This is a genomic window from Haloferula chungangensis (assembly GCF_042664875.1).
Taxonomy (GTDB): Bacteria; Verrucomicrobiota; Verrucomicrobiia; order Verrucomicrobiales; family Akkermansiaceae; genus Haloferula; species Haloferula chungangensis.
The window spans coordinates 221752-245183 of sequence record NZ_JBHTBS010000007.1 but is presented as its reverse complement, the minus strand read 5'-3'; the positions used below and the strand labels follow the sequence as shown (position 1 = coordinate 245183).

The 23432-nt window shown below is 59.8% G+C and carries 19 protein-coding genes; 8 read left to right on the top strand and 11 right to left on the bottom strand.

Annotated features, from left to right (window positions below; genetic code table 11):
* From cas7e to uvrA, 9 genes are all read right to left on the bottom strand, one after another.
* On the bottom strand, window positions 1–1095 hold the full coding sequence (cas7e, locus tag ACFQY0_RS14460) for a type I-E CRISPR-associated protein Cas7/Cse4/CasC (RefSeq protein ID WP_379713671.1): 1095 nt from the start codon (window positions 1093–1095) through the stop codon (window positions 1–3).
* A 28-nt stretch (window positions 1096–1123) separates the two neighbouring features.
* Entirely contained in the window at window positions 1124–1819 is a 696-nt protein-coding gene (locus ACFQY0_RS14455; RefSeq protein WP_379713669.1) for a hypothetical protein, read from the bottom strand.
* On the bottom strand, window positions 1816–2466 hold the full coding sequence (gene cas6e / locus ACFQY0_RS14450; RefSeq protein WP_379713667.1) for a type I-E CRISPR-associated protein Cas6/Cse3/CasE: 651 nt from the start codon (window positions 2464–2466) through the stop codon (window positions 1816–1818). The genes ACFQY0_RS14455 and cas6e overlap by 4 nt, the downstream gene beginning before the upstream one ends.
* The gene (gene casB, locus ACFQY0_RS14445) at window positions 2463–2990 is read right to left on the bottom strand and encodes a type I-E CRISPR-associated protein Cse2/CasB (protein WP_379713665.1); all 528 of its coding nucleotides are present in this window, start codon (window positions 2988–2990) and stop codon (window positions 2463–2465) included. Before casB ends, cas6e begins: the two co-directional genes overlap by 4 nt.
* The gene (locus ACFQY0_RS14440; RefSeq protein ID WP_379713663.1) at window positions 2987–4549 is read right to left on the bottom strand and encodes a type I-E CRISPR-associated protein Cse1/CasA; all 1563 of its coding nucleotides are present in this window, start codon (window positions 4547–4549) and stop codon (window positions 2987–2989) included. The genes casB and ACFQY0_RS14440 overlap by 4 nt, the downstream gene beginning before the upstream one ends.
* 45 nt (window positions 4550–4594) lie before the next feature.
* Window positions 4595–7216 carry a CRISPR-associated helicase Cas3' gene (gene cas3 / locus ACFQY0_RS14435; RefSeq protein WP_379713661.1) on the bottom strand — a complete coding sequence of 874 codons (2622 nt, stop codon included), beginning with the start codon at window positions 7214–7216 and terminating at the stop codon, window positions 4595–4597.
* A 211-nt stretch (window positions 7217–7427) separates the two neighbouring features.
* Window positions 7428–7847, bottom strand: coding sequence for a PIN domain-containing protein (locus ACFQY0_RS14430; protein ID WP_379713659.1), 420 nt, complete (start codon window positions 7845–7847; stop codon window positions 7428–7430).
* A complete protein-coding gene (locus ACFQY0_RS14425) occupies window positions 7844–8110 on the bottom strand; it encodes a hypothetical protein (protein ID WP_379713657.1) in 267 nt (88 codons plus the stop codon). Before ACFQY0_RS14425 ends, ACFQY0_RS14430 begins: the two co-directional genes overlap by 4 nt.
* A 48-nt stretch (window positions 8111–8158) precedes the next feature.
* Entirely contained in the window at window positions 8159–13930 is a 5772-nt protein-coding gene (gene uvrA / locus ACFQY0_RS14420; protein ID WP_379713655.1) for an excinuclease ABC subunit UvrA, read from the bottom strand.
* 63 nt (window positions 13931–13993) lie between these two features.
* Here uvrA and ACFQY0_RS14415 point away from each other — a divergent pair, with 63 nt between their 5' ends.
* Entirely contained in the window at window positions 13994–14374 is a 381-nt protein-coding gene (locus ACFQY0_RS14415) for a globin domain-containing protein (protein WP_379713653.1), read from the top strand.
* A 3-nt stretch (window positions 14375–14377) separates the two neighbouring features.
* On the opposite strand, the gene ACFQY0_RS14410 is transcribed toward ACFQY0_RS14415, so the two are convergent.
* Window positions 14378–16531: a protein kinase domain-containing protein gene (locus ACFQY0_RS14410; protein WP_379713651.1), complete on the bottom strand. Its 2154-nt coding sequence runs from the start codon at window positions 16529–16531 to the stop codon at window positions 14378–14380.
* 398 nt (window positions 16532–16929) lie between these two features.
* Here ACFQY0_RS14410 and ACFQY0_RS14405 point away from each other — a divergent pair, with 398 nt between their 5' ends.
* Genes ACFQY0_RS14405 through ACFQY0_RS14395 form a run of 3 tightly spaced genes read left to right on the top strand, consistent with a single transcriptional unit; the run spans window position 16930 to window position 19266 of the window.
* A complete protein-coding gene (locus tag ACFQY0_RS14405; RefSeq protein WP_379713649.1) occupies window positions 16930–17904 on the top strand; it encodes a CPBP family intramembrane glutamic endopeptidase in 975 nt (324 codons plus the stop codon).
* Complete coding sequence (locus tag ACFQY0_RS14400; protein WP_379713647.1) at window positions 17901–18773, top strand: thiamine-phosphate kinase; 873 nt, start codon at window positions 17901–17903, stop codon at window positions 18771–18773. Before ACFQY0_RS14405 ends, ACFQY0_RS14400 begins: the two co-directional genes overlap by 4 nt.
* Before the next feature lie 34 nt (window positions 18774–18807).
* Entirely contained in the window at window positions 18808–19266 is a 459-nt protein-coding gene (locus ACFQY0_RS14395) for a tRNA (cytidine(34)-2'-O)-methyltransferase (protein ID WP_379713645.1), read from the top strand.
* Window position 19267: 1 nt separating this feature from the next.
* Here the strand turns inward: ACFQY0_RS14395 and rseP are convergent, their stop codons facing one another.
* Window positions 19268–20716, bottom strand: coding sequence for an RIP metalloprotease RseP (gene rseP, locus ACFQY0_RS14390; protein ID WP_379713643.1), 1449 nt, complete (start codon window positions 20714–20716; stop codon window positions 19268–19270).
* Between the two features lie 147 nt (window positions 20717–20863).
* On the opposite strand from rseP, the gene ACFQY0_RS14385 reads away from it, so the two are divergent.
* The 4 genes from ACFQY0_RS14385 to ACFQY0_RS14370 all read left to right on the top strand — a co-directional run bounded on the left by ACFQY0_RS14385 (window position 20864) and on the right by ACFQY0_RS14370 (window position 23374).
* On the top strand, window positions 20864–22018 hold the full coding sequence (locus ACFQY0_RS14385) for a hypothetical protein (RefSeq protein ID WP_379713641.1): 1155 nt from the start codon (window positions 20864–20866) through the stop codon (window positions 22016–22018).
* 48 nt (window positions 22019–22066) lie between these two features.
* Window positions 22067–22240, top strand: coding sequence for an entericidin (locus ACFQY0_RS14380; RefSeq protein WP_379713639.1), 174 nt, complete (start codon window positions 22067–22069; stop codon window positions 22238–22240).
* A gap of 216 nt (window positions 22241–22456) precedes the next feature.
* Window positions 22457–22729, top strand: coding sequence for a type B 50S ribosomal protein L31 (locus ACFQY0_RS14375; protein ID WP_379713637.1), 273 nt, complete (start codon window positions 22457–22459; stop codon window positions 22727–22729).
* 105 nt (window positions 22730–22834) lie between these two features.
* Entirely contained in the window at window positions 22835–23374 is a 540-nt protein-coding gene (locus ACFQY0_RS14370; protein WP_379713635.1) for a hypothetical protein, read from the top strand.
* Window positions 23375–23432 lie beyond the last annotated feature (58 nt).

The window sequence follows — 23432 nt, the reverse complement described above, 5'->3', positions numbered from 1 at the left end:
TCAGGCAGGAGTGAGTGAGGTAGCTGAAGCAAGGCGGCCGACGAAGTCCTCAAGTCCGACTCGTTCCGGTTGTGTCGGAGTGTCCTCGTCGAGCTCAAGGCGGTGCTTGATGACGAGAGCGAGGTCGGGTTGAACGCCCCAGGCATCACCAAGATAGGCATGCTCTTTGAGCAGGAGGCTTGCGGATTTTTCGAGGACGCCGTTGGCAGAAATTACGGGACGTTCAAAGGCGTTGACGAGTTGAACGGGAGAACCTTTTTGGCGCCGAACTCCGAGCACGAAGCCGGGGCGTGTCTGGCCGTTCATAGTGGCTTCACGAGCGCCGGGGATGGCTTCGAGGGAGCTGCGCAGGAAGGCTTCGACGATTTTCTGCAGGATCTCAGGCTCTAGGCCGGGGAGGTTCATGGCGAGTTGATCGATATTGAGGGCGATGTAGCGGTAGTAGGTGGCTGAGGTGAAGCCCAGGTTGCCCATCATGGCGGCACCGGGATCGGTGCTGGATTCGCCATCCGATCGACGTGGGTTTTCCTCCACCGCGGTATAGAAATCGAGTTCGTGATCGACGGAGTGGGTCGAGAGCGCGTGGGCGAAGAGGGCGGCCGCTTCGACGTTGAGGCTGGAATCGTTGGCAACCATGCGGCCGAAGAGGGCGATGTCGGCAGCGTCGTTGCGCTGGGCTTTCTTGGCGGCGGCAGAGGGTGTTTTCCCAGCAACGACGGCAGCGGCGATCGAGTCGATCTCAGCAGGGGAAAGGAAGACGGCAGTCGTCACGTCCGAGCTACCCCGATTCTTCTCGCTTTGAAGGGATGAAAAAACCTTTGCGATGGTCTCAGCGGCTTCTTCGGGCTTTTCGGCTCCGTGTTTTTTCAAAGCCTCGGTGAGTGGTTCGAGTAGGAAGCGGGAACGAATGCCCTTGAAGGGAAGCTCAGGGAAGTTCTCGCGGGCGTGGACGCGGATTGCGCGCTTCCACGCTTGGCTGGAGACACGGGCGCGATTGGCTCCACCAAAGACGGCGGATTTCGGATTCCCGGCGTCGTCGCGATTGAGGCATGAGACGGGGACGGATTGCAGGATGTGGAGTTCGATGAGGTTCATAAGATAAAAGTTTGTAAGGATTCAGTGTTCAGTTTTCAGGGGTGGGTTGGTCGAAGCGAGATTGATGGTCGATGCGTTGCTGGATGTCGGAGAGGACATCGGAGAGGGCGTTGATGTCTGAGGGGGGCATGTGGTTCTTGAGAACGGATAAAAGGGCTTCGGCTTCTGTCGGCTGACTGTGGAGGAGCTGAAGAATGTCAGTTTCGTAAAGGGCGGCACGTTGGACATTGCCCTGCCGGTAGAGGGATGGCAGGGCAAAGAGCTTGAGCAGGATGATCCCTTTTGGTGTGGCGCAATTGAGCTTTCCGTCGAGGAAATCCCGCAGTTCGGAGTGCTGCTCAAGCACGAGGGCGAAAAGCGGATTAGCGGTGAAGAGGAGATCGACGCGGAGTGGGCCGACGGTGCCGGTGGCGAACCATTCGTTGCGTTCTTCAAGTTGGAATCCGGGTAACCGGTCGAGGTCTTCGAGTGCGATGATCAGGTCGATGTCGCGGGTGGTACGGCCATCGACGTACTGGAGCATGGCGAGCGCGCCGACGAGGACATGTGGGATGCTCTCGGAATTGAGGCTCTGAACGAAGCAGCGGGTTGCTTCCGCTAGATCGCTGTCGGAGTCGCTGCCGCTTCCGAAACGGTAGGGGATTTCCGCGTCGCGAAGCACTGATGCGGGGTCATCGGCCTGGCTTAGGGGGCGGCGGTCCGGTGGTTGAGGTTGGGGTTTCATGACAACGGGGAGAGACAAAGCATGCCGAAGCCGAAGGCTTTGGCGGGGCCGATGCCGTCTTCAAAGGCTTGGCGGAATGATATGGGATCAATGGGTCTGAGGATGCCTGAGAAGTCGACGAGATGATGGACGCCGTGGCGTTGGTCCTTGGCGCGTGAAAAGTGGAGGTGGTCGGTCTGGTCGATGCGTGGCGTGCCGATGAGTTCGAAGCCGTGGGATTCGGCTTGGCGTTCGAGCCACGGCAGAAGCTCACCCGGCGTGCGTAGGGGTTCGCGTTTGTTGCTGCGGATTCTCTCTCCTGCGGCATTTCTCTGAACGCGCTTGATTACCGGGTTAGCGCGGATGCTGAAGCGGTAGCGATCATGGGTGAGGAACGAGTCGGCAATTGCTTTTACGCCCCAGTTCTGGGGATGATCGGGACACCAATCGGGTCGTTCCGGGTGCCACGATGAGAGTAGTAAAAGCTGCCATCCCTGTTCCTTTTGGTCGATGCGGGTGAGGAAATTGCGGGTGTCTTTCTCCCGACCCGGGAAGGCGTCCCATGCGCGTTGGTGCCAGTGGTAAGGATCGTGGATGCCGCGCTTGGCGGCGGTCTCGTATGGCAGGACGATACGGGCTAGGTGGAGAGTGGCGGATTCAGTGTTCATGACGCGTCGGTGGTGCGGACTTTGAAATAGCTGCGCGCCCAATCGAGACGCACTTTCTGACTCCAAGAGCTGAGGTCTTCGGCGAGTTTGAAGTAGTTGATGTCGATTCCTTTTGATCGGGCCATCGGGCCGACCTTGAGGATGACTTTGGCGGCATCGGCGGCGGTGCGGGCGGCGAGGAGGCGCTCGAAGTGCTTGTCGAAGGCGTCTTCATTGAACCTGTCGGCAATGCCCCGGCATGTGGTGCCGAAGTTCCATGTCTTTTGTGCCGCGCGGTGCGGATAGAGGCTGAAAAGCGTGGCGACGGTTTCCGCCGGGACGTCACCGATCAGGTCGGCATCGGCGAGGCGGGCGAAGGCGGGAATGGCACGATTGCGCGCGGTGTCGGTGCTGCGGAGAAACATCTTGAGATCGGCGAGCTTGCCGCGGGCGTGCGGCAGAGTCTCGCCGCTGGCAGGATCGATGCAGGCAAGGAGTTTGGTTACGAGCACCTTGCGGGCCTGTGATTTGTTTTCGTGGTTCATGCGGCGGTCGTGTTTTTAAGTTCCTTTTTGTAGGCTTCGATTTCCTTTTTCTGCGGGTTCTTTGGCCAAAGCTGGGACTCGCCTTGGACATAGGCGATGAGGTTGCGACTGCGGTCGGGATCACAGGTGCGGCGGTAACATTCGCGGGCGAGGCGTCCCGCGAGTTGATGCCACGCGGAGGGATTGTAGGGGTTCTCCGAGTTGTAGGCGAAACCGAGGGTATCCGGCTTGTCAGAGATGCTCTTGGTGGGATCGAGCGCGAAATTGTAAAGGATAGGCAAATGCTGTTCGAGGCGGTTCCAGAAGTCGGCTTGGGCGGGGGCTTTGAAGGGGTCTTTTGGCTTCTTCCGTTTTTTTGCCTTGTCCGCTTCAGAACTTTGTAATCGCCAAGCGAATTCTGCGGTGGCTTTCCCAATCGCATCTGCCCAAACACTCGCAGCTTTGATTGCACCCCGATAGCGCACGAGATACTCGGGAGGGCCGTCGAAGAATTTCGATGGAATTGATATCTCACCTGCGAAAAGTGAGCTCGATGCTGTTTTTACAGCACCCTTGTCGGTTGAAAGGCCACCACTCCAAACTGCGACGGCTTGCAAGCCGAAGGTCCGTGCGTTTTCAAAATAGAGAGGGCGCTTGGCTCCTTCACCTTGAGCGAGGATGGCGTCGAGTTCTCTCCATACTGATCTGGAAGGGTTGATTGATCGAAGCTCTGTTGTTTCGGACCCATTCGACTTCTTGACTAATAATGATGACGCCGAAGGCTCAATAATCTCCGGAGGCTTGGGCAGCCCTGAATCATTGCTAGCGATTAAGATGCATGTTGGGCTTTGGATCCAGATCTCTCTTGTGAAAGGGCATAGCCGACCGAGGTATGTAGATCGAGCGTTCCGCAATGCTTCGGACCTGTAGTCCAACAATTCGGTCATGTTTTCCCAAATAGGGCGGCCCATTCCCTCGCCGGTCCAATTGCTGAGGTTTTCGTAACTCAATAGGTTCAGGTTTAGTGTCTCAAGTAGAGATCTACCGTGAAGAAAGCAGTGACGCATGTCTCGTGCAACCGCAGGCCCTAAGCCTTCGTATCCCCCCATTGCTGGTGCAAAGTTCTGAAAGGAAATCAGTGTTGTCGCCAAACGGTCGAAGCCAATTTCTCTCGAGTTTAGGTTTCTATGATCAAGGAGAGTTGAGTTGTTTCCGGTCGACAGATGAAGATCTAATTTTGATGCACGCATTGTCCCATGTTTCTTTGAGAGGCCTTGCAGGAATCTCTGACCATCACCGAAAAGTTCGAAGGCGGGTTGCCATTGGTCGAGGTAGGGGATGGCGGAGGCCGAGAGTTTTTCCCGAAGACCGGGGATGGCGTCGTCATAGTCGAGATGCTCGTCAAGCGCTGCTTGGGAGATGCAAAGCAGGAGACGGAGAATGGAGATTCGCTCGTGTGGAGGCATGGCGAGGTCGGTGATTTCTGCAGCTCTAGCGAAGGTTTCGTTAAGGGAGAGGAGTTTAGTGCAATTCCCGCAGGCGACCGAAATCCAAGGATCGAGGATGAGATTAAAGTTCATCTAAATTGAGGAGCAAATGAGTGTTGGGTCGATTCAGGTGGAGAGTTATCCGGCGATTTCATCAGGTGGCGGAAGGGCTAAATCATCATCTTCGTCGGCTAGACCTCCGGCGAGTTCAATCGGGTGGATGCCAATGTCGGATTTATAGGAGAAGGGAAGCATTTGGTCGGTGCTGACGCAGCGGAGAATGCAGCGCTCATCGAGATAGAAGGCGAGGCGGGCGAGGTTCTGGAAGGGAGTGAGCCAGTCGGGCGAATCAAAGGGGATGAGGTCGCGCAGCTTGTAGTCGGCGATGCGAAGTGAGTTCAGGTAGATGATCCGCGCGGCGGAGTGTTGCCAGGGCGCTCCAATCTCGATTTTGAGGGGCTGACCATCGTGCGCGATGGCTTCCAGCAGGAAGCCACGGCGAACCGGGCGGGAGCGGAGCAGGAGGATGGGAAGGTAGCGGATTTCGGTGAGGCGGGTGGCGGCGATGAGTTCGTCATCGCTGCCTTGGGGGCGGGCGGAAGGCTTCGCGAGGAGGGTAGCTTTTTGAGCGTGCCGCAAAATGCGCTCACGGAGTTCGGCGTGGAGGTCAGACCCTGCGGGGGGAAGATCTGGAGGGAGTTCGTCTGGATAGGTGGCATCGACCATGGGTTCGATGTCGCAGGGGAGCTGGACGCTCGCTCTTTCCGACCAAAGACGATGACTCAGGAGGAGAATGAAGGGGTCGTAGATGTGGGAGTGGGGCTTGAGTGATTGCTTGAGAGCATCGGCATCGGCGAGCGGTTCGATTTCCGGGAAGTGGATGTGGCAGGTGGGTTCGTCGAAGCCGGGCGGTCGGGTGCGATCATGGCGGTGGAGACGCCCGATGCGCTGCCAAAGCATGTCGGTAGGGGCGAGGTCGGTAATGAGAAGATCGGCGTCGATATCGAGGCTCTGTTCGGCGATCTGAGTGGAGACAAGAATGCAGCCGTGGGGGCGGTTCACGGCGTGTTTGCCGAGACGTTCAACCCACTGATCCTCGCGGCCGGATTCCTCGGCGTTCGTGGGATCGCCGTGGCGTTCGCGGAGAGTGAAGCGGCTGTGAAGGAGGCCGATTTCGAAGGAGTCCCCTTGCCGGGCTTCAGCGACGGCCTTGAAGGTTGCTTGGGCGAGATCGACGGTATTGCGGATCCATAGGACGCAGGCTCCATTCTGGGCGGCGTTGACGGCGCGGTCGAGGAGATGCTTATCGGCACCTTGTCCGGTGGCGGGAGAGATCTCGATGGCCTTTGGTTTTGGGGATAGGACGCGGATACTTTCTGTCGGGAGATTGTTCTTGTGCCCAACGGCTAGGAGGCGGGCGCGTTGAGGGGCGGCAAGGGTGGCTGAAAGAACGAGGACGGTGCTGCCTGTATTGAGGAGATGGTCGATGAGGACCTCCAGTAGGGAACCGGTGTAGGCGTCGTAGCTGTGGACTTCGTCGAAGATCACGACCTTGCCCGCCAAACCGTAACAGCGAAGTTGGTGGAATTTTACCGGGAGGACGGCGAGCAACGCCTGATCAATGGTGCCGACCCCGTAGTCGGCGAGGAGCGCGCGACGCGAAGTGAACCAGCGGGCCGCTTCGTCGGCGGAGTTGTTGGATTTGGGGAGATTATTCAGCGGGCGGACAAGGCGGCTGTCGGGATCGGCGAGCCAGGAAGACGAATGAGCGAGGGCGAGTGGAGCGGGAGTTTCGAGGACGTTGGCGAGGAAGGGCGCGAGGCGACGGTGGATCGCGTTGGAGGTGAGTTGGGTGGGCAGGGCGAAATAGATTCCGCGTGCGTGACCGGAGCAGATCAGCCGGTGTGCTGCGGTGAGGGCGGCTTCGGTTTTTCCCATGCCCATTGGCGCTTCAATGAGGTAAAGGCCGGGGTGAGTGATGCGGTTGAGGCAATCTAGTTGAAGACTGTTTGGAGAGAAGCCATTGGGGCTCTTGTCTGTAGCGAAGAGTTCTTGGAAAGGGCGCTCACGAAGCGGGCCGGAGTCGATACGGAGCGTCCGGATGGCATCGGCAGCAAGCCTGCGTGCGGAGACGGGATCGAAGATCGTGTGGAGCGGGAAAAAACGATCATTGGAGGCGATCCAATCGGCGAAGACGACGAGTCCACCGAGGAGGAAGACGTGGTGAGGAAGGGTAGGCTTGCGGAAATTGATTGGAGAGTCGGCGGGAAGATCGGCGGGAAAGGTTTCGGAGAGAAACTTGAAGAGTTCGTCGCGCAGCGGGGCGAACAACTCTTTGTGTTTTTCGAAAGGAGCTCGGTCTAGGTTTTGATAACGCCCATGATGAGAACCGATGGCAGCAGCCCATAATCCAGCCTGACTCGAGAGGCGTTGCCGGAGATCAGCCTCGGAAACGAGACCGTGAGAGGTAACCGAATCGCAAGCGACGGAGGAGAGGATGTCTGGGGAAATCTGCGGAAGCCACCTAGGGCATTTCGCTTGGAAGCCTACCGTAAGTTTCCCAATATCGTGCAGTGCGCAAAGGAGTGGCGCCGAATGAGGCAGGAATCTTCGAATCTCCCGTGGGAGATGGATTAGAAGGGCTTCCGCTACCGCTCCTGCAGCGAGACAGTGATCCCGCACGGTGAGCGCGGGTTCGCCCGTCATTGGGTCGGTCTTGGCCCAGCAGTCTTCGAGGGTGATCGGGGGGAGGTCTGGCATTTCAGCGTTAAGAACCTAATCCTAACCCGTAGGGTGGGACAAGCGTGGGGGTAGACATAAGATTTCTATGTCTCCACGATCATTTCGACGGATTCTCCGGTCTTCCCTTGTTTGATAGGACGGAGAGGTAAGTTTGAGCTTCGTGGATTTTGAAATTGAACTCCGCCCGGATTTTATCACTAGCGAAGCCAGTTGACTAAATCGAGGGAGCTCAGAGGAAGGGGTTGGCGATGGTCATTTGGCCGAAGCGTCGACCGTGTTGGAGGTCCTCCGAGTAGAGGGTCGCGACGCCGGCTTCCATGGCGGCGGCGACGATCAGGGAATCGTAGAAGCGGTATTGGGTTTGCGCATGGATGCCGATAGCGTTTTGCCAAATCGCCGGGGATGGGAAGACGCGGCACCTCGGGCCAAGTAGAAGTTCGATAAGCGTCTCAGTGACATCCTTTGGAAGAGCCTGGATTCGATTGTGTAGGGCAACCGAGCAGAACTCCTGCACCACCTGCCAGCTGATCAGCCAAGGCTGATCGTCGTGAATGAGTTGCTGGGTGATTTGCTTCTTTTCCTCGTCCTGCTCGGTGAAGGCGTAGACGAGAATGTTGGTGTCGAGAAAGTAGGATGAAGGGGCGCTCATCGCTCGTTCATTTCGTCCCGAGTGTAGGGCCCACCGAGGTCATACTGCTTCATGTCCTCCATGAGTTTTGAAATTCTCTGTCGGCGTTCGTCGCGGGCGGCGAGGTCGTGGAGCCACTCGCGGAAGAGGGCGTTGAGCGTGGTATTTCGGGAGCGGGCCTCCTGGCGGGCGAGCTCGATGGTCCGTTCATCAGCACTGAGGGTGATGTTCTTCATTGCACAAAAGTAGTGCGCACTGCTTTCGTGGTCAAGGTGGGAGGTCATAAGGGAAAAAACGGCGCTGTTTGGCACTTCGGCCCCCTAAAGGGGGAACTACGAATCCTTGTGAGCGAGCTCCTTCTTGAGGAAGGGGGCGGTGGCGGAGCGTTTGGATTGGGCGATTTTTTCGGGCGGGCCCTGGGCGACGATGGTGCCGCCGTTTTCGCCCGCTTCGGGACCGAGGTCGAGGATCCAGTCGGCTTCGGCGGCGACGGCCATGTGGTGCTCGATGACGATGACGGTGTGGCCCTCTTCGACGAGTCGGTGAAGGACATCAATGAGCTTTCTAACATCATCCAGATGGAGCCCGACGGTGGGCTCTTCAATCAAGTAGAGATTGGTGGCCTTGAGGGCCTTGTTGGTGAGTTGGGCTTTCGCGGAGCGGCCTTTGATGAGTTGGGAGACGAGCTTGATGCGCTGAGCTTCACCGCCGGACAAGGTGGGGGAAGGCTGGCCGAGTTGGAGGTAGCCGAGGCCGGTGTCGGCGAGGAGCTTCAGTGGGGTGGCGATCCGCGGCTGGGATTCGAAGAACTCGGCGGCTTGCTCGATGGTTAAGGCGAGGACCTGGCCGATGTTCTTTTCGCGGAATCGGACTTCGAGGGTGGCGGGGTTGTAGCGGAGTTCATCGCAGGTCTCGCAGGGAACCCAGGTGGTGGGCAGGAAGTCCATTTCGAGTTTGATGCGGCCATTCCCTTCACAGTCGGGGCAGCGTCCGTCGCCGGTATTGAAGGAGAAGCGCGAAGCATCGTAGCCACGCATGCGGGACTCCGGAAGCTGGGCGAAGAGCTTCCGGATGTCGTCGAAAACCTTGACGTAGGTGGCGGGGCAGGAACGCGAGGTCTTGCCGATCGGCGATTGGTCGACGATGTAGCAGGATTTGATCGCGTTGAAGCCGGTGGCCTTTTTGAAAGGCTTTTTGGATTTGTCCTTTGCGTCGGCGGCGGTGGCGACGCACTGACGCATGAGGGAGGATTTTCCCGAACCGGAGATGCCTGTTAGGACGTTGAGTCGGGCGAGAGGAATGGAGACGTCGATGTTCTTGAGGTTGTTGGCGTGACAGCCGGTGAGTTTCAGGCGCTTGTGATTCTTTGGGACATTGCGGCGCTGGCCGCGGATGGGGTGGGCGATGGGGTTGACGAGGGCTTGGTAGGTGGGGGAGGCCTGCTGGGCAGGAGTGCCGAGTGCCCCGCCGTCGCCAAGGCTATGGCGGGCAGGCGAGTTAGAAGTGAGAAGTGCTTTTTTGGCGGCTGCGCCGCGTTTGGTGGAGGTCTTTGTCTTTCCACTTCTCACTTGGCACTTCTCACTTGGCACTTCCGGTGGCGGTCCCTGATACACGATCTCACCTCCGAGTCTTCCCGCCCCCGGACCAAGGTCGATGAGGTGGTCGGCGCGGGCGATGGTGTCTTCGTCGTGCTCGACGACGACGAGCGAGTTGCCCCGGTCGCGGAGGGCGATGAGGGTGTCTAACAGCGCTTCGTTGTCACGTGGGTGAAGGCCGATGGTCGGTTCGTCGAGGACGTAGAGGACGCCTCGCAGGTTCGAGCCGAGCTGGGCGGCGAGGCGGATGCGTTGGGATTCGCCTCCGGAGAGGGTTTTGGCGGAGCGATCGAGCTGGAGGTAGCCGAGGCCGACGTGTTCGAGGAAGGCGAGGCGCTGGGTGACCTCGGGCAGGATGTCCCGGGATATGAGCTTCTGGCGGCTGTCGGTGAAGTTGAGTTTGGCGAAGTGGGCGGAGGATTCGATGACCGTCTGGTTTGAGAGCTCGGCGATGGCGATGGCGTTGCGCTTGTTGGAACCGAGCCGCACGGCTCGGGACTCGGGGTTGAGGCGGGCGCCGTGACAGGCGGGGCAGACCACGAGTTCCTCGTGATCCATGCGCGAGACCCTGCGGTCGGCATCGATCTCGGCGGCGAGCACCGAGTCGAAGCGTGAGATGTCGAGATGATGACGCTTTTTGGGGACCTTTCCGTGACCACGACACTCGCGACACCAGCCGTGAGGGGAGTTGAAGGAGAAGAGTCGGGGGTCGAGCTCGTCGAAGGAGGTGTGGCAGGACGGGCAGGAGGCTTCGGTGGAGAGAAGGATGAATTTCTTGTCGGGGGTGAACAGGCGGAGGGTGCCTTTTCCGAGGTCGAGGGCCTTGGTGATGGCGGATGTTAGATGGGAGATGGTGGATTCGGCGACGAGGCGGGAAGCCTCGGCCACGACGACGTCGATGTCGTGCTCCTTGAAACGGGCGAGGCGTTCGAAGCCTTCGGCTTCCTTGAACTGCCGATCTACCAGGAGTTTAGTATATCCTTGTTTGAGGGCCCACTCGGCGATGTCGGTATGGTAGCCTTTGCGGCCGCGGATGATGGGGGCAAGGATGGAGATGGGGCCCTTTTTGAGGTAGGTGCGGATGGTTTTCTCGATCGCGGCGATGGATTGCTTTTCGACCGGCACATCGCAGTCCGGACAATAGCGGGTGCCGAGTTTGGCGTAGAGCAGGCGGATGAAGTTCCAGATTTCGGTGACGGTAGCGACGGTGGATTTGATGCCGCCCTGCGAGATGCGCTGCTCGATGGCGACGGTGGGAGGGAGTCCGGCGAGGAGGTCGATGTCAGGCTTTTCCAACTGCTCGGCGAACTGGCGGGCGTAGGTCGACATGGAGTCGAGGAAACGGCGCTGGCCTTCGGCGAAAAGGATGTCGAAGGCGATGGTCGACTTTCCGGATCCGGAGAGGCCGGAGATGACGACGAGTTGGTCGCGCGGGATGTCGACGGAGATGTTCTTGAGGTTGTGTTCGCGAGCGCCTTTCAGGGAGATGGAGGCCCGCTGCGCGGGAGTGCCGAGTTCCGAGTGAGAAGTGAGAAGTGGGGGATTGGCGGCTTTGCCGCGTTTGGTTGAAGACAGGGCAGGAATGCCCTTGCTCCCCTTGATGCTGCCTTTGAGGTAGCGGGCGGTTTCGGTTTTGAGGGTGGCGATGTGTTCGGGTGGGCCTTCGCCGACGAGTTGGCCGCCGTAGGTGCCGGCTTCGGGGCCGAGGTCGATGATCCAGTCGGCGGATTTGATGACGTCGAGATTGTGCTCGATGACGACGAGCGAGTGGCCGCTGTCTACGAGGCGCTGGAGGACGCCTAACAGGCGCTCGATGTCGGAGAAGTGGAGGCCGGTGGTGGGTTCGTCGAGGATCAGCAGAGCGGATTGGTTGTCGGCTTTGGGGTTATTAGGGGATTTGGAAAGAATCTGGCAGAGTTTGAGGCGCTGGGATTCGCCGCCGGAGAGGGTGTTGAGCGGTTGGCCGAGTTTGATGTAGCCGAGGCCGACCTCGGAAAGCGGGCTAAGGATTTCGCGGATCTGGCGGTGGCGTTTTTTGGAGGAGGCACGGAGGCCTTTGCGGTCATCGTAGAAGTCGATGGCCTGGTCGATGGTGAGTTCGAGGACGTCGGCGATGGATTTCCCGAAGTAGGTGATGTCGAGGGCGGAGGGCTTGTAGCGACGGCCGGCGCAGTCGGGACAGGTGACCTGGAGGTCGGAGAGGAACTGCATTTCAACTTTCTCGCTGCCGGCCCCGGCGCAGCGGTCGCAGCGGCCGTCGCCGGAGTTGAAGGAGAAATAGCCGGCATTGGCGCCGCGGGCCTGGGCGGCGGGTTCCTGAGCGAAGAGTTGGCGGATGAAGTTGAAGGCACCCAGAAGAACGGCTGGGGTGGAGCGAGGAGTGCGGGCGAGAGGTGACTGATCGACGAGCAGGACTTCGCTGAGGTACTGGGAACCTAGTATTTCTCGGATGGGCGCGGGAGTGTCTTCGCCGAGGGGGAGCCCGAGTTTCTTGCAGAGGTTGGAATGGAGGACGGCGTGGGCGAGGGTGGATTTTCCCGAGCCGGAAACGCCGGTGATGCAGACGAAGAGCTTGAGCGGGATGGTGACGTCGAGCTTCCTGAGGTTGTGCAGGGTGGCTCCTTTGACCTCGATGCTCTGGTCGGTGGGCGGGCGGCGGGTTTTCGGCGTGGGGATGGATTTCTCGCCGCTAAGCCACGGGAGGGTGCCGACTGCTTCTTTGTCGCGCTTGCGAGATCCGCCTGCGGGAATGCCGCCGCTCCACAAGATGGTGCCGCCGTTCTCGCCGGAGGCGGGGCCGAGGTCGATGAGGTTGTCGGCGGCCTGCATGACGGTCTCCTCGTGCTCGACGACGACGAGGGTGTTTCCGCGGTCGCGGAGCTTGTGCATGATGCCGACGAGGCGCTGGATGTCGCGTGCGTGGAGGCCGACGGTCGGTTCGTCGAGAACGAAGAGCGTGTTTGTTAGAGAGGCACCGAGGCAGGCGGTGAGGTTGACGCGTTCGATTTCCCCGCCAGAGAGGGTGCGGGCGGGGCGGTCGAGGGTGAGGTAGCTGAGGCCGACCTGGTCGAGGTAGTCGAGGCGGTTGGTGATCTCGGTGAGGATGAGTTTCAGGGAGGGGTCCTGAGTGCCGGGTGCCGTGTGAGAAGTGAGAAGTGGTTGGAAGAAAGGAAGAAGCTCGGCGACGGGAAGTTGCCAGAGGTCGGGAAGGGTTCTGCCGTTGATCTTGAAGCAAAGGGCTTCGGGTTGGAGGCGCTTTCCTCGGCAGGCGGGACAGGCGGTGTAGGAACGGTAGCGGCTGAGGAAGATGCGGACGTGCATCTTGTAGGATTTGGTTTCGAGCCAGTCGAAGAATCCTTTAACGCCATACCATCCGCCGGACTGCCAGAGCTCTTCGAGGGCCTCGGGGTCGTCGCTCCTACGGTCTCCATAGTAGATCCATTCCTGGATGTCCTCTTCGAGTTCGAACCAGGGGAGGGTGATGTCGATGCCGCGTTCCTTGCAGTTGCGGACGAGGTCGCGCTGGCATTCTTCGCCGCGTTCGCCTTGGAAGGGCTTGATGGCTCCCTGTTTGATGGAGAGCGAGGGGTCGGGGACGGATTTCTCGAGGTCGAGGCCGATGGTTTTCCCAAAGCCTCGGCATTCGGGGCAGGCGCCGAGCGGGTTGTTGAACGAAAAGAGGGCGGGGGTGGGCGCGCGGAGGGTGTGGCCGGTGGCGGGGTTGGTCCAGGTGGCGCTGAAGGCGCGGGAAATTTGAGATTTGAGATTTGTGATTGAGGCAAGGCCTTTGCCAAGGGTGAAGGCGGCTTCGAGGGCTTCGAGAAGGCGGGTTTGGCTTTTTGGGGAGACCGTGATGCGGTCCTGGATGACCGAGATGGTGGATGGTAGATGTGAGATGGTGGCTGGCTCTTCGTCGGTGCGGAGAACTTCGCCGCCTGGGGTGAGGATGCGGAGGTAGCCTTGTTGATTGAGGAAGGGGAAGAGGTCCTCGGTTTTGGTTTCCACCGGGATCGGGACGGGGAAGGTGATGAGGACGGCCTGGCCATCGAGGTTTTCGAGGGTCCAGGCAGCGGCGGACTCGGGGGAGTCGGGGCGGATTTCTTCACCGGTTTTTGGGTCGTAGCCGATGGCGGCACGGGCGAAGAGGAGTTTCAGGTAGTCGTTGATTTCCGTGAGCGTGCCGACAGTCGAACGCGAGGTGCGGATGGTGTTCTTTTGCTCGATGGCGATGGCGGGCGGGATGCCGTCGATGCGATCGACATCGGGCTTGTCCATGCGGTCGAAGAACTGACGGACGTAGGGGGAGAAGGTTTCGACGTAGCGGCGCTGGCCTTCGGCGTAGAGGGTGTGGAAGGCGAGCGAGGATTTTCCGCAGCCGGAGGGTCCGGTGACGACGGTGAGCTGGCCGAGGGGGATGTCGATGTCGACGTCCTTGAGGTTGTGCTGGCGGGCACCTCGGATCTGGATGGAGGCTGGAGCTTGGGAGTTGGTGGATTTCCTGGCGGGCACGGGGAAAGACTAAGCGGGAGTCGAAGGGTTGCCAGTGGAGTTTTATGAGGCTATGCCGGAGGCGTGGAAACGCTTGAAGTGAAGGTGGCCCGGGAATTGGGAGCGGAGGGAATCGCAACGATGGTGGCGGCCTTCTATCAGAAGGTGCGAACGGACGATCTGATCGGACCGATGTATCCGGAGGGCGATTGGGAGGGCTCGGAGGAGCGTCTGCGGGACTTTCTGAAATTCCGCTTGTTAGGTGATCCGACGTACACGTTTAAGCGCGGGCATCCGCGCTTACGGATGCGCCATGCGGGGTTCTCGATCGGCGAAACGGAGCGTGACCGCTGGGTGGCGCTGATGTCCGCCGCGATGGTGGAAACCGAAGTGCCCGATGAGCTTCGGGCGATGCTGGAGGCATTCTTTTTTCAGGTTGCGGATTTCATGCGCAACGAGGGATGAGGCCTACTCGGTCGAGGCGTCGCGACTCCATTCAATGACGAGGCCGGCGGCGGGAGCTGATGGGTCGGCGTTGCTCCAGCCTTTTCCGGGAATGAGGATCAAGGCGTCGCCGCCGTCGGTGGGCTCGCTGTCGTCGATCCACTTTGCTTTTTCCCAAGCTTCACCGCTGTCCCAGGTCCAGGTACCGTCTTTGCGCTGTCCGCCGAGCCAGTAGCCGGCGGAGGCTTCGAGGGATTCGCTTTGGTCCTCGATCCAGCCCATTTCCTCACGGCTGGATGGCACGGCGAGGATGCCGGAGGCGATGCTGGCGAGGGCTTCGGCTTCGCTGCGGTTGACGGGTAGCGGGAGGAAGAGGATTTGGCGTGCCCCGAGCGAGATGGTGCCGGGTGGGTAGATGGGGTTCGGGGTATCGAGGGTTTCGCGGGTGCGCTCGAGGATGGTTTTCAGGGTGCCCGGGTTGCTGCCATCGCGATGCCACTGGATGACGAAGGGCAGGCTGTCGGTGACTTTGCCGGCGCGGAGAATGCCGAGTTTGTTGAGGGTGGCAAAGGAGCCGACGCCCTTGGGTTCCTCTTCGAGGGACCAGTCGGAGCCATCGTTGTCGACCCAGGAATTGCGTTCGGCGCGACCGGATCCGAGCCAGACGTTGATGTCGTCCGGGAGGATCTGGGAAAGCCAGGTGAGTTCTTCGCTGGATTCGAGAATGGCGAGCTGGGCACCGTGTTCTTCGGCGAATGCCTGGGCGGCGTACCAGGTCATGGGAGTTTCGACGATGAAGTAGTCGTTGGTTCCCCGGCGTTTCGAGCCTTTGGGCATTTCGTCGCGATTGCCCTTGGCGAGGTCATCCTTGAGTCGTGCGAGGGACTCGGCAGGAGACTCCTTGATTTCGGTGACGGGTGGAGGGGTGACGGGTGGTTTCGGGTCGGAAGTCGGAGAAGTCGTGGCGGGTGAGCTGGCTGGGCTGGACGGTGGAAGGGTGCTTGGCGTGCTGTCCGTGGTGCTGGTGAGTTCCTGCTTTTTCAGCTCGGCTGCCGCTTTTTGCTTCTTCTCGAAGAGCTCCTTCTTGGCGGCATCGCTTTCTGAGGTGCTGTTTTTCTTGGCGCGTTGCAGCATTTTGAAGCCAAAGCCGATCACCGCGATCAGGAAGGCGATGATGAGCATGTTGCGTGCGAGGGACCAGTTGGTTCCTTCAGGAACGACGAGTTGGGGAACGGGTCGGGATGCGCCCGCGCCGGCGGGTGCGCTGCTTGATCTGGCAGGCGCGGTGCCCGGCTTGGCCGGGGTGGAAGAGGACGCGTTTTTTGGCGCAGGTGCGACGACGAGTGAGCGAGGAGCGGGATTTCCGCCGGTGGCCAACTTGACGGCGCTGGGTTTCCAGGCGGCAAGGGCTGCGGCCATTTCAGCAGCGGATTGGTAGCGCTTGGAGATCACGGGATCGGTGGCCTTCTGCCAGATGGCATCAAGTCCGCGGTCTCCGGAGGGCTCGGGTTTCTCGATGCCCTGGGGATCGGGTCGCTGGCCTGTGATGAGCTCGTGGAGGATGATCCCGACGGCGTAGATATCCGTGCCGATGCCTGCCTGGTCCGGGCTGTGGATGAGCTCGGGGGCGGCGTAGCCCGGGGTGCCCATAACTTCGCCGGTGCCAGCCGCATCGGTTTGCTGGGCGAGGCCGAAGTCGCCGATCTTGGGTTGTGCTTTTGAGTTGAGTAGAATGTTGGCTGGTTTGATGTCACGATGGAGAATGCCGTGTTCGTGGGCATGACCGAGTCCCTCGCAGATGCCGCGAACGATCTGGATGGCTTGTTCCGGTTCGATGACCTTGTTCCAAGCGGAGTGGTAGAGGGATTTGCCGTCGACAAATTCCATGACGATGTAGGGCATGCCCTCGATATCGCCGTAGTCGTAGACGCCAAGAAGGTTCGGGTGATTGAGCTTGGCCATGGCTTTGGCCTCGGTCTCGAAGGATTCGCGGAACTCGGGGTCTTCTCCAAACTCACGGGGGAGGATCTTGATGGCAACGGTGCGATCGAGGGATCGTTGAGTCGCTTTGTAGACGGCTCCCATGCCACCTTGGGCAATGAATGACTCGAAGTCATAGGCTGGGAGGAGTTCCGCAAGATGTTCCAGTTCTGGAGCTTTGAAAGTCTCGTGACTCATGGGTTTGAGATAAGTGGTATGGGTTCCTTACTTAGAGGGGAGGGCTTGGCTACTGCTGTTGCTAAGGGAGCGAGGCATGGGAGACAATCCATTCTGGATTTTTGATGGCCGTCGTGTCATCGACGTGGAGCGCGGCTCTTTGGGAAAGACCCCGGCCAGCTTCGGTCCCAATCCAAGCGCCAGACGCGAGAGTGATCGCTCGCCACCGGGCGGCGGGAACGCGGCACCGAAGCAGTGGGTGGCAGCGATTTGGACTTGGATGGGATGATTGAATAGTCGGAGATTTGCGTTTCCGGGCTGATCCTGCAAGCTTTGGGAGCTCTGGAGTGAGTCACTAATTCAGGGTCGCCGGCCATTTCCGCTCGCCGCTGGGGGCGTAGCTTCGCAAAGTCCGCGCGATGCCGAATGATGTGGGTTTCTGGATCGTGTTGGGGGCTTTGCTCCTGGCTGTGGTCGTGTTTGTTTTCGGCTGGATGCGTCAGCGGGTAGTGGGCGCTTCTCAACAGGCGCTGACCGAGCCGATCAGCCCGCCGGATGTGAATGATGAGGCGGTGGGGCCGCCGCCGCTTCCGGAGACCTGGACTCCTTACGCTCCGGGATCGAGCTGGGCCGGAGCGCAAACTCCGCCGCCCTTGTCGGGTCCGATGACGCCTGGGTGGTGGCGGGTTTCCTCGGGAATCTACAACTGGTATGACCTGCTTCTGGCAGGCTTCATCGCGATGATCTATCTGCTGCCGATGTTCATGGGGCCGCAACCCGAGGTGAAGGTCACCTTCAGCATGGCTTTGATCACGATCATGATGCAGCTGTTCCTGATGACGCTGGTGATCGGCTTTGTCGCGTGGCGGCAGAATCCATCGCGTTGGCTTGGCTTGCGCTGGCCGATGTGGCCGTTGGTGTTCCCGATTGCAATCGTCGGCGTGCTGCTCACCTGGGCGGTGCTGGGGGCATTGCAGATGCTGGGCTTCATCGAATGGCTTCAAGGGCTGCTAGGGAATGATGGCAAGCAGGATGTGGTGAAGGCGTTTTCGGAAACGGACAGCCCGCTGGTGCTGGGAACCCTGGTCGTGATGGCGGTGGTGATTGCGCCTCTAACAGAGGAGGTGATGTTCCGGGGATACTTCTATCCGGTGGCGAAGCGATACATCGGCCGGGTGGAGGCGATCGTTTTCAGTTCGCTGATTTTTGCGGTGATCCATCACAATGCGATGGCCTTGGTGCCGCTCTTCATCCTGGCGGTGCTTCTGGCTTTGGCATATGAATTCACGGGGTCGATCTGGGCGCCGATTGGGATTCATGCTCTGTTCAATGGGGCGACGGTGGGCGCTCAGCTTGCGATCAAGTACGGATTGCTCCAGGATCCGGGATTATGAAGTGCTTGCGGGACATCGGTGAGGACGCCCTGATCGGAAAGTTACTCAAGGGTTTTCCGTCGGGAAATCTGCACACGGGTCCGGGTGATGACTGTGCGGTGGTGGATCCGGGGCGCGGTCGGCTGCGGCTATTGAAAACGGATGCGATCGTCGCAGGAGTGCACTTTTTGCCGGAGGCGGCGGCTGCCAAAGTCGGCTGGAAGGCGGTGGCGCGGGTGCTCAGTGACTTCGCGGCGATGGGTGGCAGGCCGGAGTATCTGATGGTCACGGTGGCCTTGCCGCCGGAGACGCCGGTGAAGTGGGTGGAGGGGCTCTATCGGGGGATCCGGCGCTGTCTGGAGACGCACGGTGGGGTGTTGTCGGGCGGTGAGACGACGGCCGTTCCGGAAGGATCGGCAGCGGTAATTTCGGTGGCCGGTGAGGGGAGCGTGGCGCGCGGCGAATTGGTTCTGAGGTCGGGAGGCAAGCCGGGCGATGTGCTGGCGGTGACCGGGCGCCTGGGTGGATCGATCGCCGGCAAGCATCTGAGTTTTACCCCCCGGTTGTTAGAGGGGCAGTGGCTCGGAAGGATGGGGGCTCGGGCGATGATGGATTTGTCCGATGGCTTGGCGAAGGATTTGCCGAGATTGGTGAAGGCGAGCGGGTGTGGATTTGAAGTGAATTCCGAATGGGTTCCGAGAACGCGGGGATCATCGCTCGAGAAGGCGGTGGGGGATGGGGAGGATTATGAGTTGCTGGTCGCGATCCCGCCGCAGAAGTGGGAGGCGGGGTTGAAGGAGTGGCCGGAAGAATTCGCGAACTTGACGAAGATCGGTTTTCTAACAAATGAAGGTGGCGAGCTGAGCGGGGGGTGGGAGCACTTTTTTTGAGAAGCTGGAAAGCTGGAAAAATTGAGATTGAGCTATGCTGCATGTTGTAATGATCGAGCCGGAGATTCCGCATAATGCGGGGGCGGCGGGGAGGCTGGCTTTGGCGACGGGGGCGCGGCTCCATCTGGTGAAGCCGCTGGGCTTTTCCCTCGAGGATAAGCACGTGCGTCGCACGGGGCTCGATTACTGGAAGGACGTCGACCTGAGGGTCTGGGACAGCTTCGATGAGCTGCGCATCGCGGCTGATGCGGGAGCTCGCTTCTGGTTTCTAAGCACCAAGGCCCAACGGAGCCACTGGGACGCGGAGTTCCGCGATGGCGACTACCTGGTATTCGGATGTGAGTCGCGCGGATTGCCGGAAGGCCTGATCCACGAGGCGGGTGAGCAGGCCGTGCGGATACCGATGAAGGAAGGCGGCACGCGCAGCCTGAATCTCTCCACCGCGGTCGGCATCGTGCTCTACGAAGCCGTACGGCAGGTGGGCGGCGTGTGATTTACTCGGCCGGCTTGGGGAAGACGATCTTGGTGGGCTTGCCACCGCCTCCGCCACCCATGCCGAAGTTGTCGGGGATGTCTTTGGTGGTGACGTAGATCATGATGCTGAAGAGCAGGAATACGAAGATCAGCTGGATGGTCTCGAGGACCTTGAAATTCACTGGTCGCTTGGCGATGGACTCCATCATGGCGATGGTGATGTGTCCGCCATCGAGCACCGGGAAGGGGAGCATGTTGAGGATCGCGAGGTTGATGTTGATCAGCACCAGGAACCCGAGAATGCGGTTGAGTGGGTAATCCATCAGCAGGGTGTAGTACTGAATCTTTCCGATGCCAACGGGACCACTGAGGTGCTGGATGCCAATGCTGGAATTCGGGGACGCCACACTGGTGATGGTGAGCCACATGGATTCGAGGGTCTCCTTGATTTGCTTGAATGGGCCGGGGTGAACCCATTCCTCCTTGAGCTCTCCGCTGGAACCAAACTGCGCGCCGATCATGGGGCGATCCATTTCGGGCGTCGGATTGAGCGGTTTGACGGGGGTGACCGTTGCGGTCTTCTCACTGCTTTCGCCCTTCGGGCGGTAAACGATGGTGAGAGGGTTCTCGCCGTTCTTTCCGATGAGGTCGGTGACCTGCCTTGGGGTGAAGGCTTCGGTGCCGTTCAAGGACAGGATGGTGTCGCCAACCTTGAGGCCGGCATTTTCAATCGGCGCGTTTTCACCGGTGATGGCGACGATTTCCACCGGCCCACTCATGGGAGAAATGCCGACTTGGCGGGTGGCGCGGCGTTGCCACCAGGCCGTTTCCGGGATTTCAAACTCGGAAACGATTTCCATCGGACCGACGCCCGGTCGCTCGATTGAGTAGGTGAGTTGGTCGTTGCGACCCGTGACGGTGCGGATGACGACGCTGTTGTTCGTGCCGTGCCACGTGTCGACGGTTTGGCCATCGATGGCGAGGATCTTGTCACCGCGTTTGAGACCGGCGTCTTCGCCCGGGCTGCCGGCTTCGACCCACCCGATGGTGGTGGTCGGGACGGTTTCGAGCGGCTTACCAACCACCGTAATCACGCAGGCGGCGGTGAGGGCGAGGAGGAATGAAAAGAGCGGACCGGCGAAGGCGACGATGATCTTGTCGAGCGGGGAAATGGGTGGAAGTGGTTCGCTTTCCTCGCGGTTATCTCCTTCGATGGCCTGCATTGGGGCCATTTGAGGGAGCGCGACGAATCCCCCTGCTGGAATCCAGCCGAGGCCATACTGAACGCCGTTGATGGTCTTGCTCCAGATCGGTTTGCCGAACCAGATTTGGAAGCGATCGATCTTCAGGCCACGCCATTTGGCGGCCCAGAAGTGACCGAGTTCGTGGATGAAGATGATCAGGTTGAAGATCATGATCACGACGAAGATCAGGAGCGCGAATTGGAAAGGAGTCGGTTCTGCGGGCATGGCGGCTTTCGCGCGGAGCCTACGGTGGGCGGGAAATGCTTCAAGAAGTTAAAGTTTACGAGAAGACGGTCGTTTTGCGGACATTGTGAGGGGGAAATTGGCAACGGGAATTGACGGCACGGGTTCAGAAATCCGAGTATCGAGGACGTGGCCCATCGCATCGATGAAGTGCTCGTTCGCGGCGAGATCGACAACACGCAGGAAGGTAAGACTACCGGGTGGCTTTGGCTGCTCGGTCGGTCAGAGCCGGTCACGCTGGATTTGGTCGGGGACTGCTGGCGGGATCTGGCTGGAGCTCGCTTGAAGTTTCGGAATCAGGCCCCCCGCCGAGGGGCTGGCGAAGAGCTCAGTCGGATCCAGAAGGGGGTGGTCGGTGACATGACGGCTTCGAGAAAGGCCAAGGTGCCGGATTGTCCGCTCGACGAGTTCGCAGCCCGCTGCGACGCGGGCGAAGATGTGCCGCTGGTCTGGAAAAACAGCCTCTACCTCGAGTGGTTCAGTGATGTGGATGGGCGGGTGGTGATCGAGACCACGGATTTCGAACTGGAGCTCTCGGACAACGAATGGCGAATGGACTCGGACGCCGAAGAAGCGCAGAAGCTGGCGAATCTGCAGGCGATGCGGGATTTCCTCGAGGGCGTTATCGGCCGGCGTCCGGCAACGCCCGAGGGGGGCAGGCCGAAGGATGATGAATTCGAATGGGAGGAGCGCCTCAAGGAGTCCGACCGGCTGACCGATGCCTACCAGGAGGTGCTGGAGAAGTACATGGACGATCCGGACGCCGAGCAGAAGGAGGCCTTTGTGATGGGATGGGACGGACTCCTGGAGGCGATGGCAGCGGAGTCCGAAGGCAAGGGATCGGTGAGTCCGGATTGGCTGGATGAGGACAGCGAGGAGGACGATGAGCCGGAGTCCGAATCCTGGATGGATGAGGATGATGATCCTTTCAAAGCCCATCCGCTGCAGCTGGAGGCCCATGAACTCGCGATGCGCTCCTATGACCTGGTAAGGGAGGATTCGCGGGAGATTCCGGACGCCTGTGAGCTGACCTCGGCCCTGACTAAGGTGGCTGCCAAGCTGGCCGGAGCCCTCAATGGCACCTATGAGCGCGAGACCGGCTACATTTTGGCAATCCTGAAGCGCTGCCAGCAGTGGCTGAATGAGGCGCTGGCTGCCTGCCGCCACTTGATCGAGCTGGAATCGGACAACGATAAGGAGAGGGCGCTGGAATCGCTCAGGGATGAGGTTTTTCTCCTGCGCCAACGGCTGACCGATCTGCGAAAAGAACTTAAGGGCTCCTGATTATTCGGGATTGCGCCCGACCAGTGCCGAGGCTATGGGCTTGGGCGTATGAAGAAAGTTGCGCTCGCAATGCTTGCCCTGTTCGCCCTGAGCTCATGCAACACCATGATTGGCATGGGACGCGATTTCCGCCAACTGGGAGAAGGCATGGAAAACAAGGCCCACGGTAGGCCTTTCAACAGTTCGGATCCGAGTCACGAAGACAACCTGCCGACTTACTGATACGGACGGCTGAAGTCTTGCCTGTTGAGGGTTGGGAAAAGTCGCATCGGGCGGGAGCCGAGCCGCGGGTTTGGCGGGCTGCCCGGAAGCTGGGTTGTGGCGTGAGGAGCTCGGAAAGGCGCTCGAATTCAGGGCTTGGTGGCTTGACAGCCGGATTTTGCCGTGCATTCTCCCGCTCCCCGCCGCGTTGGAACGTGGCGTTTTTCTCCTACCGCCATGAAAAAGGATCTTCATCCCGAAAACCATCCCGCCATTTTCGTCGATATGACGACGGGCACCAAGTTCATCACGACCTCGACCAAGACTTCTGAGAAGAAGGAAACGATCGACGGTGTGGAATACAACGTGATCTCGATGGGTGTCACCTCCGACTCCCACCCGTTCTTCACTGGTCAGAAGCAGTTCGTCGATACCGAAGGACGCATCGACAAGTTCCAAAAGCGTTTCGGCGCCGTGCGCCGCGTCAGCAAACCAAAGCTTGGCGCCTGATTCGGAATCCAACTTTCCGAGTTTTCCAAAACGTCCGTCCGCTCGAAAGCGGCCGGGCGTTTTTTTGTGAGTGCATGAGGCGCATTTGTGGGACGTTCGAGAACGATGAAATGGTTGACGGGTAGCATGCTCCGCGAGCGACGTTCGGTGGTTTACGCGATCACCTGCGGGATCTGGCTTGAGGTGTTCCTCTACTGTGTCCTGCACGACCAGTACTTGATCCGGATCGCGCCGGAGCACTTCACGGTTTACCATGCGCCGGTGTGGGGGATTGAAAACACAAACCTGACACTGCTGGCCTTTGCTTGGGCGTTCAAGGCGTCGATTGGTCCGGGCTTGCTGTTAGGCTTGGCGGCGGTGTTCGTGGGCCGCGCGGGAACGAGGCCGAAGATGCCGGTGAAACGGATGCTCAAAGTGGTGGCCGGGTTGATCGTGATCACGGAATTGGCGGGTTTGGCAGCCGGCGCGTATGCCTGGAGGACAGGAGAGATGATTTTTCCTGAGATCATTTATCCGGAGGAGACGCGACCCCTGATCACGACGCAGACGATTCAGCTGGTGTGCTATTTGGTGGGCGCCTTGAGCTCCGCGGGGTTCCTGGTGTGGGTGGGGTGGTGGCGGAGGCGCCGGCTGGCCGAGAACTAGGTGCTATAATTCCCATAAGTCCTATAGGAAGAATGGGAAGAATGGGAAGAATGGGACT